We start from the raw sequence: 12199 nt of genomic DNA, 5'->3' as shown, positions 1-12199 counted from the left end.
CCGCAGACTACATGCCCTGGGGCCCGCGGTTCATCGCCGCGATGCCGGTGCGGCAAATCTCGACCAGACCCAAGGGCTTCATGATGGCGATGAACTGCTCGATCTTCGAGACCCGGCCGGTGATCTCGAAAATGAAGTGTTCGGTGTTGGCATCGATCACCTGGGCGCGGAAGGCATCGGCCAGTCTCAATGCTTCCACCCGGTTTTCGCCGGAGCCGGTGACCTTGACCAACGCCAGTTCCCGTTCAAGCGGCTTGTCATGGCCAAGTTCAGACGAAAGCACTGTCAGATCCACCACACGGTGAACCGGAACGATGCGCTCGAGCTGGGACTTGATCTGCTCAAGCACATTGGGCCTGGCAGTGGTGACAATGGTGATGCGCGACAGATGCGCCTCGTGCTCGGTTTCGGAAACCGTCAGGCTTTCGATGTTGTAGCCGCGACCGGAAAACAGGCCGATGACCCGGGCGAGCACGCCCGGCTCGTTGTCGACAAGCACCGATAGCGTGTGGGTCTCCGGGCGCGCGGTTTCGGCAGCAATGAAATAGGCCGAACCGGTAGGCTGATGCTGAGCGTTCATGAGATGTGTTCCTCTTGCGGGGCGGCTCAAACGAGCGCGCGGCCTTTTGCATCAATGGCGTTGGCGACGGCCTCATCGGTGGCTTCGTCGGGCAGCAGCATGTCGTTGTGCGCTTTGCCCGAGGGGATCATCGGGAAGCAGTTGGCGAGTGCGGCAACGCGGCAATCGAAGATCACCGGCCTCGGCGTGTCGATCATCTCCTGGATCGCGCCGTCGAGGTCGTCCGGTTTGTCGCACCGGATTCCGACACCGCCATAGGCTTCCGCCAGCTTGATGAAATCAGGCATGGATTCGGTGTAGGAGTGCGACAGCCGGTTGCCATGGAGCAATTGCTGCCACTGCCGGACCATGCCCATATACTGGTTGTTGAGGATGAAGATCTTGACCGGCAGTTCGTACTGCACCGCGCAGGACATCTCCTGAATGCACATCTGGATCGAGGCGTCGCCGGCGATGTCGATCACAAGGCTGTCACGGTGGGCGACCTGAACGCCGATTGCCGCCGGGAAGCCATATCCCATGGTGCCGAGCCCGCCAGACGTCATCCAGCGGTTGGGCTCCTCGAAGCCATAGAACTGCGCGGCCCACATCTGATGCTGGCCCACTTCGGTGGTGATGTAGGTGTCACGCTCCTTGGTCAGCTCATAGAGCCGCTGGATCGCGTATTGCGGCATGATCACATCGTTGTTGGGCGCATAGGCGAGCGAATTGCGCGCCTTCCACTTGGAGATCTGCGTCCACCAGCCGGCCAATTGGCTCTGATCGGTCTTTTTCGACGCCCGCCACAACCGGACCATGTCTTCAAGCACGTGGCCGACATCGCCCAGAATTCCGACATCGGTCCTGACGATCTTGTTGATCGAGGAGGGGTCGATGTCGATGTGGATCTTCTTGGAATGTGGCGAAAAACCATCAAGACGGCCGGTGATGCGGTCGTCAAAGCGCGCGCCGATGCAGATCATGACATCGCAATCATGCATTGCCATGTTGGCTTCATAGGTGCCGTGCATGCCCAGCATGCCCATCCAGTTCTTGCCTGAGGCCGGATAGGCGCCCAGCCCCATCAGTGTCGAGGTGATCGGGAACCCGGTCAGCTCGACCAGTTCACGCAGCAGCTGGCAGGCCTCGCGGCCGGAATTGATCACGCCGCCGCCCGAATAGATCATCGGGCGCTTGGCACTGGCCATCAGGTCGATCGCCGCGCGGATCTTCTCGAGATCGCCGGAGAGTTTGGGCTGATAGCTTTTCTGTTCGATCACCGGGGATGGCGGCGTGTAGGTGCCGGTGGCGAACTGCACATCCTTGGGGATGTCGACGACAACCGGACCCGGGCGGCCGGTGGTGGCGATCCGGAAGGCTTCATGGATGATGCGGGAGAGCTGGTTGACGTCCTTGACCAGCCAATTGTGCTTGGTGCAGGGCCGGGTGATGCCGACGGTGTCACATTCCTGGAACGCATCAGAGCCGATCAGCGATGTCGGAACCTGACCGGTGATGCAGACAAGCGGGATTGAATCCATCAGTGCATCCTGCAGCGCGGTGACCACGTTGGTGGCGCCCGGCCCGGAGGTGACAAGCACGACGCCGGGCTTGCCGGTGGAACGTGCATAGCCTTCGGCCATGTGTCCCGCACCCTGCTCGTGCCGGACCAGAATGTGTTCGATGGCGTCCTGCTGGTGCAGCTCGTCATAGATCGGCAACACCGCACCGCCGGGATATCCGAAGATATGTTCGACACCATTGTCCTTGAGCGCCTGCAGAACCATTTCCGCGCCTGTCATTTCCATTTCCATGCCGGCCATTTCGCCTGACCCCTTTTCCCGTCTGTTTGCCGGGCTCAATAACCCGGTTCAAGCCATAAAAAAAGGCCCCCGGAGGAGCCTGTGTTTCGCGCATGGGAGCTTTCGCCGGATGGCTACGCCACCCTGCCCATGCGCCTTCGTACTACGAGAATGTTCGCAAAACTGTTCATGACGGACTTCGTACCGCCTTGGACCGGTCACGTCAACGGCTTTGTTGGCTCGCGCAAAGCCGGGCTCAACCAGGGCCTGGATAACCGCATTATAACGGGCGCGCCGAAACTGCGTGTTAACCACACAATGCCATGATGTCGCGAACAAAATGGAGCAAAGACTTGGAAGGCGATACCAATCCACCTGCCCAAGAGGCTGGCCACAGCCGTGACCGTCGCAACGCAATGGCGCCCGGAAACCGCCTGCTGGGCCGGGTGGTCGGCTGTTCAGGCTCCAAAGCGACAGTCAGCGCTTTAGCCGGCAAGGATGGAAATGGTCTGGCCGAATTATGGTCGGTAGGCAGGCTGATCTCAATCACAGTCGGTGAAAACCGGGTCGTTGCGCTGGTCTGCTCCATGTCCACGGATCACTCGGCCTGGTCGGAAGACAACGATAATAACATGCATATCGAGGTCGAGCTGGTTGGCGAAATCCATACAGGCATCTCGGGCAAGGTCGAATTCAGCGCCGGCATCACCCAGTATCCCTATCTCGGCGCCGTGGTCCACCGGATGCGCTCATCGGACCTTGAGGTCATTTATGATCCAGGCGTCAATGATACCGCCATTATCGGTAAATTGACCCAGGACACCTCTCTGGGTGCTCTTGTCCACATACCTTCCTTGCTGTCGCGGCATTTCGCTGTGGTCGGCACCACTGGCGTTGGCAAGACCACTGCGGTCACCTTACTGCTGCACAAGGCGCTCAAAGCGGATCCAGCATTGCGGGTGCTTATTCTCGATCCGCACAATGAATTCGCCGCAGCCTTCCCCACCGAGTCGGTGGTCATTGACACTGATACGCTTGACCTGCCGTTCTGGCTATTCCGGCTTGAAGAATTTATCGAGGTGCTGTTTCGCGGACGCCCACCGATTCCTGAGGAAGTGGATGTTCTGCGGGATCTGATCCCCGAAGCCAAGAAGATGTTCAAGGGCGCAACCGACACGGCGTTGGTCCGCCGGGCGCAGGAGCGCTCGTCGCTCACGGCCGACACACCGGTGCCTTATCGTGTCGCAGACCTGCTGGCGCTCATCGATGAACGGATCGGCAAGCTCGAAGGCCGCAGTGAGAAGCCGCATCTGCGTTCGCTGAAAGTACGGTTGCTGGCAGCGGTCAATGATCCGCGCTATGAGTTCATGTTCTCGTCGAACACGATCCATGACACGATCCTGACCACCATCAGCCATATTTTCCGAATCCCTGGCGGCGACAAGCCGGTGACAACGTTCCAGCTCGCCGGGATCCCTTCCGAAGTGGTCAATTCCGTCGCCTCGATCCTCTGCCGCATGGCTTTCGAAATCGCGCTTTGGAGCGCCGGAGGCGTCCGTATTCTTGTTATCTGTGAAGAGGCCCACCGATATGTGCCTGCGGACCCGAAACTAGGTTTCTTTCCAACCCGTCAGGCGATCGCACGGATCGCCAAGGAAGGCCGGAAATACGGCGTCAGCCTCGGCGTGATCACCCAGCGCCCAGGCGAACTCGATCCGACCATCCTGTCCCAATGCTCAACCGTATTTGCGATGCGGCTGTCCAACGACCGGGACCAGGACATCATCCGTTCGGCAATCCCGGATTCCTCTGCGTCTACGATGAGTTTTCTGTCATCCATCGGAAACGGCGAGGCCATTGCCTTTGGCGAAGCGGTGGCAGTGCCTATGCGGATGGTGTTCGAGCGGGTGTCAGAATCAGTCCTGCCGCGTGCAAATTCTGGCCTGCAGCCGGTACATCGCGGAGACGCCACTGGTGTGGACCTTCGCCAGATCGTTATGCGGATGCGCCATATCGACGATACCCAGCGCAGCAGTCCTGCCGCTTCCGAACGGTTCATGCAATCACCTGCCCTGGATCAGGCCGGGCATCGCGACGGCGTGCTGGCGCAGCGGCGAGCCGACGACTCCCCTGCTCCGCCAGAATTCCTCGACCAGAGCAGCCCGGCTCCACCCCGTGCAAACACGTTTGGCAACTCAGCACATGCTCGCCCACGGCCTCCAGGGCCTGAACAAACCGGACAGGAGCTGTCTCCGCGCGCAGAGCTGCCCGATCACCCTTACAGAGGGGCGTTCCAGGAGCCGGCAGCAACGGCCGAAACGCGAGGTACTGCGCGAGGAGATCTCAGCTCCATCCGCTCGAGCTTGCTCAAGAAGCCGCTTTCATCGCTTATCAAGCCCTGAGCCCGGCGCAGGGCCATGGGACGCGGCCGCTTGCACAGCTCAGCGCGCGAGCCAAGCAGACGAAGTTGCTTTGAAGACGGGAAGTTGGTTCAGGCAGCGCAGACGCGATTGCGGCCCTGACGCTTGGCTTCATAGAGTTGCCTGTCGGCGCGACGATAGAGCTCGTCGCCCCTTTCCGTGCCATCCCAGATCGCGATGCCTGCGCTGATTGTCACGCGAAGGGCGACATTGCCGCTCTCGACGGTGAGTTGCGAGACCGCCAATCGGATCCGGTCAGCGAGACTGCGGAGCTGACGATCACTGATATTGGGAGAGAGAATGGCGAATTCTTCTCCGCCAAGCCGCGCCACCACATCGTGGTAGCGCGTAAACATGTGAAGGCACTCGGCAACCTGGCGCAGGACTTCATCACCGACATCATGCCCATGGGTGTCATTGACCTGCTTGAAGTGGTCGAGATCGAAGATCACCATGCCGATAGGCTTGTTGATGGACCGGAATGCGTTGAGGTATTCGCCCAACGCTTCATCGAAATAGCGCCGGTTGTACAGGCCGGTCATGGAATCGGTGACCGCTGCGTGTTCGAGCGATTGTGAGCGCACCGACAAGGATTCGGTCATTTTCCTCAACTTGCCCTGCTCGCGCAGGCCGCTCGCCATAAGAGGAAACACCAGAGTTGCTGCACAGAAAATCGAGAGTCCGGAAAGAATTGCACTCATGAAAGCAAATCGTGCCGCCGTTTCCACGCCGCCAACAATATACCCGCCGGTGGCGGCTGAAAAAGCTGCCCAAGCGGAAACGCCACCGAGCCCGACCAGACCAATTAACAGAAAGAAGAAAAGTTCTGCCTTGTAAAAGCGCATTGTCCCTACAAAGGTCCCCCGCAATAAGTGACCTAGCCTACGCTTAACACCTTATATTTGTTTTAACAGCAGCCCCATATATGAGCTACAATGGATGTTTATATGCAATTCATAATTGAAGCCTTTGCCATGATGCATCCAACTGGTTCCGGAACCAGGTCATCTGCCGCTTGGCATATTGGCGGGTTGCGGCGCTGGAGCGCTCGATGGCTTCGTCAAGCGAGGTCCGCCCCTCGATATGGGCAGCGAGCGGAGCCACTCCTATGGCCTTCATGGCCGGATGTTGCGGGGGAATGTTCAAGGATATCAATTCCCTGACTTCATCCAACGCACCCTGTTCCACCATTTTTGCAAAGCGTGCATTGATGCGCGCGTGAAGAACGGGCCGGTCCGGTTCAAGCACGATGCAACGGGCGCGCGACGGATCGACGATCATGGGGCCGCCGCGTCCCTGAAAGCTTGAAATCGACTGTCCGGTCGCCTTCACCACTTCCAGCGCTCTCAAGACGCGTTGACGGTCAGCCGGGCGCAGCCGTTCGGCCATTTGCGGATCAAGCCGGGCAAGCTCGGCATGGAGGGGTTCGATCCCCTCATCCTCAAGCCGCGCACGCAGCGGATCCCGGATTTCAACGGGAATCGACGGCATGTCGGAGAGGCCGCCGGTGAGTGCACGGAGATAGAGCCCGGTTCCGCCAACCACGACCGGGATTGCTCTTCGGGCGCGTATGTCTGCGATGACATCAGTTGCCTCCTGCACCCAGATGCCGGTGGAGTAGGCGTTTTGGGGCGGCACATGGCCATAGAGATGATGCGGCACCAACGCCAGATCCCCGGCAGAGGGGCGCGCGGTCAGCCGCTCGAGCACGCCATAGACCTGCATGGAATCCGCATTGACGATCTCGCCGCCCAGTTCCTGTGCGAGCCTGAGCGCCAGCGCGGACTTGCCGCTGGCGGTCGGCCCGGCTATCAGAACCGCCGAGACATCCTCGTTCTTCTGCTGCTGGAGTTTTGCCATCATGGCCCTCGTTGCCACGCTTATCGCCAATCCGTCAAACCCCGTTCTGACATCCGCGCTCGGCGAAGCCGCCTACAATGCGGTGGATGGAGCCGGTCTCTACTGGCTCGCCGGTGGTGTGGCCTGCGACATTGCGCTCAAGGACGGCACGGACCGGGCAACGGCGCTTGCAGCCCTGAAGGCCGCTATCGGCGATCAGCCGGTGGACGCAGCGGTGCAGGAGATGGACACAAGGCGCAAGAAGATCCTGATCGCCGACATGGATTCGACCATGATCGGGCAGGAATGCATCGACGAGCTGGCGGCCGAAGTCGGACTGAAGGACAAGGTCTCGGCGATCACGGCACGCGCGATGAATGGCGAGATTGCGTTCGAGCCGGCACTGAGGGAACGGGTGGCGCTGCTCGCGGGCTTGCCGGTCGATGTCATTGGCCAGGTGATCGACAGCCGCATCACGCTCACACCGGGAGGCCGCGAACTGGTGGCCACCATGCGCGCCAATGGCGGCCACGCGGCGCTGGTGTCGGGCGGGTTTACCGCCTTCACATCCGTGGTGGCGGCGATGATCGGGTTTGACGAGAACCACGCCAATGTTCTCGAAAGTGCCAACGGCAAGCTGACGGGCACCGTCCGCGAACCGATTCTGGGCAAGCAGGCCAAGGTCGATGCGCTGCAAGCCATTTCCGCCCAGCTTGGCCTCAATCCGTCAGACGCGATCGCCGTGGGCGACGGGGCCAATGACCTGGGCATGCTGGAGCTGGCCGGATCGGGTGTGGCCCTGCATGCGAAACCCTCGGTGGCGGCACAGGCCGACATCCGCATCGACCATGGCGACCTGACGGCGCTGCTCTACCTGCAGGGCTACCGGAAAAGCGATTTCGTGACGCCATGAAACCGCTCAGAACAGAACGTCTGATCCTGCGGAACTGGGAAGAGCGAGACCGCGAGCTGTTTCACCTGATAAACTCGGATGATCAAGTGATGGAGTTTTTCCCGATGCGTCGAAGCCGGGCGGAGTCCGATGGTCTTATGGATCGTCTTGCAGACAACGCAGAGACGAACGGATTTGGATTTACTGCCGTTGAGATCATCCAAACCGGCGAAGTTGCGGGCTTTTGCGGCCTGGTTCCCACCAGCGGAATACCGGTTTTTGAAGATGGAACCATCGAAATCGGGTGGCGTCTGGCGCCTCAGTTCTGGGGCAAGGGCATCGTCACCGAGGCGGCGCGGTGCTGGCGCTACTTCGCTTTTGAACATCTGGGACTTGAGCGGATTGTCAGTTTCGCGGTCACGGACAATCACCGTTCGATATCGGTGATGCAGCGCATCGGCATGAGCGCGCGCCCTGATCTCGATTTCGACCATCCCGGTGTCCCTGACACCCATCCGCATCTCAAGCGGCATGCGCTTTACGAGATCTTTTCAGGTGACGCACGCCGCTGAGACTGCCGGCTCGGATGACATGAAAAAGGCGACCCGAAAGCCGCCTTTTCCCAAGTCTCTGGTTCGGTGAACCGATCAGTCCATCCGCACGGTCACAAAGCGCAACTCACCGGTCTTGCCCGAGAGCATCAACAGCGCGTTGCGGCGGCCGTCTTCCTTGAGCGCCTCGATGCGGGTTCGCACATCTTCGGGAGTGGTGACGGTTTCCTGGGCGATTTCGACGATCACATCACCAGGCTCGATGCGCTTTTCAGCCGCGGCCGAGTCCGGATCCACCTCCGTGATCACAACGCCTTCGACAGTGTCGGCAATGGCGAATTCCTCACGTCCCTCATCATCAAGTTCTGCCAGGGTCATGCCGAGGATCTCGAGAGTTGCAGGCATATCTGCCGTGCTGTCACCGCCCTCGGTCTCAGCGCTCGCCACCTGCTCGCTGTCCTCGAGCCGGCCGAGGGTGACCTTGACGGTGACTTCCTCGCCGCCACGGATCACCACAACATCAACGGCCTTGCCGACCGGGCTTTCCGCCACGACACGCGGCAGATCGCGCATGGTCTCAACTGTCTTGCCGTCGAAGCGGACAATGACATCACCCACCTCGATCGAGCCGTCGTCTACCGGGCCACCACGGATAATGCCCGCGACCAGGGCGCCCATGGCCTCATCCATTCCCAGGCTTTCGCCGATATCGTCGGTGACAGGCTGGATGCGCACGCCGAGCCAGCCACGGCGGGTTTCTCCGAATTCGCGAAGCTGGTCGATGACATTGACCGCCAGTTCGGTGGGGACGGCAAAACCGATGCCGATCGAGCCGCCCGAGGGCGAGATAATGGCGGTGTTGATGCCGATGACCTCGCCGTTCATGTTGAACAGCGGACCACCGGAGTTGCCGCGGTTGATGGCCGCGTCGGTCTGGATGAAATTGTCATAGGGCCCGGAGTTGATGTCACGGCCACGGGCGGAAATGATGCCCACCGTCACCGTGCCGCCGAGGCCAAAAGGATTGCCGATCGCCATGACCCAGTCGCCAATCCGCATTCTATCGGAATCGCCAAACGGCACTTCCGTCAATGGCTTGTCCGGCTCGACCTTCAGCACAGCCAGATCGGTCTTCGGATCCGCGCCGACCAGTTCCGCCTTGAGCTTGGAGCCGTCGGCGAAATTGACCTCGATGTCGTCAGCGCCCTCGATGACGTGGTTGTTGGTGATGATGATGCCCTCGTCCGCATCGATCACGAAGCCGGAGCCGAGCGAGGAGACGCGGCGATTGCGCGGCCCCTGATTCTCACGATCGTTGAAGAACTCGTCAAAAAAGTCCTGAAATGGAGACCCGTCGGGGGCGCGCATGCGCGGTTGGGAGCCGCCGCCACCGCCAACGCTTTGCGAGGTCGAGATATTGACCACCGCATCCAGCAGCCCCTCGGCCAGATCCGCCACCGATGCCGGGCCCGCATTGTTCTGGGAATAGGCCGGGGTTATAGCGGGTGTCGCCATCATCATGGCTGCGGCCAGCGCCATTCTTACGGGGCGGAAGCGGAATTTCCTCATCAGGGCGGTCTCCTTGAAAACGGTGTCTCCTGACCCCCCGTTCCTGCGGGACAAAGGTCAATCGGTGCTGACCCGGGGGGCAGACCCCGAGATTCTTAACTCAAGATATGGCGTTGTTCAGGCAGGTCCAGCGCCCGGCACGGAACAATCTCGTGAAAGCTCACAAAAGTTGCGCAAGATACACACTTCCAACGCCGATCGCCAAGGCGGCGACGCCGAAGACACGCAGCTGATCATCGCCCATCTTGGGAAGTTGCTCAGACATGCGCCGGATAAAGGAAGGGGCCAGCGCATAGGCCAGCCCCTCCACGACAAGAACCAATCCAATTGCCAGCAACAATGTGCTCACGATACCATCACCGCATGGTCACATTGCAGGGTCACTGGCGTGGTGGCCTTTCACATCAATTGCCCGGCGCAGCCGGAGCTGCCGGTGCAGCCCCACTGACACCCGAGGCATTGTTGAAGAAGCGGAAAAACTCCGATGTCGGTGACAACACCATTGTCGTGCCGTTGTCGGTCAGCGCGTACGAATAGGCGTTCATCGAGCGGTAAAACTCGAAGAACTCGGAATCGCGCGAGAAGGCTTCCGCAAAGATCCGGTTGCGCTCACCATCGCCCTCGCCTCGGATGATTTCCGAATCGCGGGCCGCTTCCGAGACAATCTCGACGACCTGACGGTCGGCGATAGCGCGGATACGCTGTGCGGCCTCATTGCCTCGGGCGCGGATCAGTTCGGCTTCCGCCAGACGTTCAGCCTTCATGCGTTCGAAGGTCTGCTGTGAGACTTCCTGGGTGAGGTCGGTGCGGCGGATACGAACATCGTCGATGCGCAGGCCGAGCGATTCGGCTTCAGGGCGAAGCTGGTCGCGGACTTCACGCATCATCGAGGTGCGCTCTTCCGACAGCGCGGATTCAAAACCACGCAGACCGTAAACAGTACGAAGAGCGGAGTTCAAACGGGTACGAAGCCTGGATTCCGCGGAGACCAGATCGCCGGATACCGTCTGGCGGAAGGTCCGTGCGTCAGTGATCTTGTAGAGCACGAACGCGTCGACCTCGTAGAACTTGCCGCCCGAAACCTGCACACGGATGTTGTCGAGGTCGAAGCGAAGTGCACGATCTTCAACGTACTGAACCGTGTCGGCATCGATGAAGGCAAACGGAAGCTTGAAGTAAAGACCGGGCTCGGTCTTGACGTCCTGAATTTCACCGAAACGGACGACGATCGCTTGTTCGCGTTCATTGACCACGAAAATTGACGACCAGACGATGAAGGCGATAACGGCCAGAATGCCGAGGATCACTGGAAGACGATTAGCCATTAGTTGGTGCCTCCTGTCGAGTTCTTGCGTACTTCGGGAAGCGGGAGGTAGGGCACCACTCCCGAACCACTGCCACCCTGTTCGATGATCACCTTCTCTGAACCACCGAGAACCTCTTCGAGGGTTTCGAGATAGAGACGCGAACGGGTGACTTCGGGTGCCTTGGCGTATTCTTCGTAGACCGAGAGGAAACGGCCGGCTTCACCGGTCGCCTCATTGACGACGCGGTCCTTGTAGGCGGAAGCCTCTTCGCGAAGCTGAGCAGCCTCGCCTCGTGCCTGACCGAGCTTCTGGTTGGCGTACTGATTGCCCTCCTCGACGAAGCGGTCTTCGTCCTGCTCGGCGCGCTGCACCTCGTCGAAGGCGTCGGCCACTTCACGCGGAGGTGCCGCGTCTTCGATCGACACCTGATTGACCAGGATGCCCGATGGGAAACTGTCCATCACGGTCTGGATGATGGTCTGGACCTCAGCTGCAATCACTTCACGATTGTCACGGAAAATGTCCTGAGCCGGCCTGCGGCCCACAACCTCACGCATGGCGCTTTCCGCAACCTGGCGAAGAGTATCTTCCGGCTGAGCCAGATTGAACAGGAACGACTTGGGGTCGGAGACCGCATAGAGCAGCTTGAACTCGACATCGACGATGTTCTGGTCGCCTGACAGCATCAGACCGTCACTCGAGCCTGTGCGGGACGAACCGCCGGTGCTCATTTCGCGCTCAACGATGGTTGCGAATTCAACGGTCTCGAACGGCCACAGGATCATGTGCAGACCCGGCTGCGAGACTTCTTCCTTGGGCTTGCCGAAACGCAGCTCGACGCCGCGTTCATCCGGCTGGACGGTGTAGACCGACTGGGTCAGCCAAAGTCCGACCAGACCAAGAGCCACGACAACGGCGATCATCTTGCCGCCGCCGGCACCCGGACCGCCACCGCCGCCCGGAAGCGCCTGACGCAACTTGTCCTGACCGCGCCGGATCAGTTCCTCAAGATCCGGTGGATTGCCACCACCCCGTGGGGGTTGTGGACCCTTGCCCCATGGTCCCTGATCGTTTCCGCCTCCATTGCCGCCGCCACCCCAAGGGCCGCCGCCGCCTCCATTCTGATTACTCCAGGGCATTAAGACCTCTTTCCAAACGTGTTATGGCATTTCCGGGAAACAACCCCGGCGATGCACGTTGATGACGTTATAGGTATCGCAAGGACCGCTTTCAACGCGACAAGCTGTGTTCGCCGGTCGA

At 60.1% G+C, this 12199-nt stretch carries 11 protein-coding genes; 3 read left to right on the top strand and 8 right to left on the bottom strand.

The features are described 5' to 3' along the window. Positions 1–7 precede the first annotated feature (7 nt). Both ilvN and HPDFL43_RS07500 read right to left on the bottom strand, forming a co-directional pair. Positions 8–580, bottom strand: a complete 573-nt coding sequence (ilvN, locus tag HPDFL43_RS07505) for an acetolactate synthase small subunit (protein ID WP_007196700.1) — start codon at positions 578–580, stop codon at positions 8–10. A 26-nt stretch (positions 581–606) separates the two neighbouring features. Next, positions 607–2382 carry an acetolactate synthase 3 large subunit gene (locus HPDFL43_RS07500; protein WP_007196699.1) on the bottom strand — a complete coding sequence of 592 codons (1776 nt, stop codon included), beginning with the start codon at positions 2380–2382 and terminating at the stop codon, positions 607–609. A 302-nt stretch (positions 2383–2684) separates the two neighbouring features. On the opposite strand from HPDFL43_RS07500, the gene HPDFL43_RS07495 reads away from it, so the two are divergent. Continuing rightward, positions 2685–4763, top strand: a complete 2079-nt coding sequence (locus HPDFL43_RS07495; RefSeq protein ID WP_007196697.1) for an ATP-binding protein — start codon at positions 2685–2687, stop codon at positions 4761–4763. Between the two features lie 89 nt (positions 4764–4852). Here HPDFL43_RS07495 and HPDFL43_RS07490 read toward each other — a convergent pair whose 3' ends face one another. After that, positions 4853–5626 (bottom strand): GGDEF domain-containing protein, encoded by a 774-nt coding sequence (locus tag HPDFL43_RS07490; protein WP_007196696.1) that lies wholly within the window; start codon positions 5624–5626, stop codon positions 4853–4855. A gap of 109 nt (positions 5627–5735) precedes the next feature. Further along, entirely contained in the window at positions 5736–6644 is a 909-nt protein-coding gene (gene miaA, locus HPDFL43_RS07485; RefSeq protein WP_007196695.1) for a tRNA (adenosine(37)-N6)-dimethylallyltransferase MiaA, read from the bottom strand. On the opposite strand from miaA, the gene serB reads away from it, so the two are divergent. Further along, the gene (gene serB / locus HPDFL43_RS07480) at positions 6643–7533 is read left to right on the top strand and encodes a phosphoserine phosphatase SerB (protein ID WP_007196694.1); all 891 of its coding nucleotides are present in this window, start codon (positions 6643–6645) and stop codon (positions 7531–7533) included. The genes miaA and serB overlap by 2 nt on opposite strands. Further along, complete coding sequence (locus HPDFL43_RS07475) at positions 7530–8084, top strand: GNAT family N-acetyltransferase (RefSeq protein ID WP_007196693.1); 555 nt, start codon at positions 7530–7532, stop codon at positions 8082–8084. The genes serB and HPDFL43_RS07475 overlap by 4 nt, the downstream gene beginning before the upstream one ends. 75 nt (positions 8085–8159) lie before the next feature. On the opposite strand, the gene HPDFL43_RS07470 is transcribed toward HPDFL43_RS07475, so the two are convergent. The 4 genes from HPDFL43_RS07470 to hflK all read right to left on the bottom strand — a co-directional run bounded on the left by HPDFL43_RS07470 (position 8160) and on the right by hflK (position 12078). Continuing rightward, positions 8160–9632, bottom strand: coding sequence for a DegQ family serine endoprotease (locus HPDFL43_RS07470; RefSeq protein ID WP_040449121.1), 1473 nt, complete (start codon positions 9630–9632; stop codon positions 8160–8162). 160 nt (positions 9633–9792) lie between these two features. Then, positions 9793–9981 carry a DUF2065 domain-containing protein gene (locus tag HPDFL43_RS07465; RefSeq protein ID WP_040449120.1) on the bottom strand — a complete coding sequence of 63 codons (189 nt, stop codon included), beginning with the start codon at positions 9979–9981 and terminating at the stop codon, positions 9793–9795. A 55-nt stretch (positions 9982–10036) separates the two neighbouring features. Continuing rightward, entirely contained in the window at positions 10037–10957 is a 921-nt protein-coding gene (gene hflC, locus HPDFL43_RS07460; protein WP_040449119.1) for a protease modulator HflC, read from the bottom strand. Next, complete coding sequence (gene hflK, locus HPDFL43_RS07455; protein ID WP_007196689.1) at positions 10957–12078, bottom strand: FtsH protease activity modulator HflK; 1122 nt, start codon at positions 12076–12078, stop codon at positions 10957–10959. Before hflK ends, hflC begins: the two co-directional genes overlap by 1 nt. Between the last annotated feature and the right edge of the window lie 121 nt (positions 12079–12199).

Source organism: Hoeflea phototrophica DFL-43 (assembly GCF_000154705.2).
Classification (GTDB): domain Bacteria; phylum Pseudomonadota; class Alphaproteobacteria; order Rhizobiales; family Rhizobiaceae; genus Hoeflea; species Hoeflea phototrophica.
The sequence above is the reverse complement of the archived record's forward strand: the minus strand, read 5'-3'. Positions and strand labels throughout refer to the sequence as shown.

Bases quoted from the DNA above. Each gene is read 5' to 3' on its own strand.
- ilvN (WP_007196700.1), bottom strand. From the start codon at position 580: ATGAACGCTCAGCATCAGCCTACCGGTTCGGCCTATTTCATTGCTGCC.
- HPDFL43_RS07500 (WP_007196699.1), bottom strand. From the start codon at position 2,382: ATGGCCGGCATGGAAATGGAAATGACAGGCGCGGAAATGGTTCTGCAG.
- HPDFL43_RS07495 (WP_007196697.1), top strand. From the start codon at position 2,685: ATGATGTCGCGAACAAAATGGAGCAAAGACTTGGAAGGCGATACCAAT.
- HPDFL43_RS07490 (WP_007196696.1), bottom strand. From the start codon at position 5,626: ATGCGCTTTTACAAGGCAGAACTTTTCTTCTTTCTGTTAATTGGTCTG.
- serB (WP_007196694.1), top strand. From the start codon at position 6,643: ATGGCCCTCGTTGCCACGCTTATCGCCAATCCGTCAAACCCCGTTCTG.
- miaA (WP_007196695.1), bottom strand. From the start codon at position 6,644: ATGATGGCAAAACTCCAGCAGCAGAAGAACGAGGATGTCTCGGCGGTT.
- HPDFL43_RS07475 (WP_007196693.1), top strand. From the start codon at position 7,530: ATGAAACCGCTCAGAACAGAACGTCTGATCCTGCGGAACTGGGAAGAG.
- HPDFL43_RS07470 (WP_040449121.1), bottom strand. From the start codon at position 9,632: ATGAGGAAATTCCGCTTCCGCCCCGTAAGAATGGCGCTGGCCGCAGCC.
- hflC (WP_040449119.1), bottom strand. From the start codon at position 10,957: ATGGCTAATCGTCTTCCAGTGATCCTCGGCATTCTGGCCGTTATCGCC.
- hflK (WP_007196689.1), bottom strand. From the start codon at position 12,078: ATGCCCTGGAGTAATCAGAATGGAGGCGGCGGCGGCCCTTGGGGTGGC.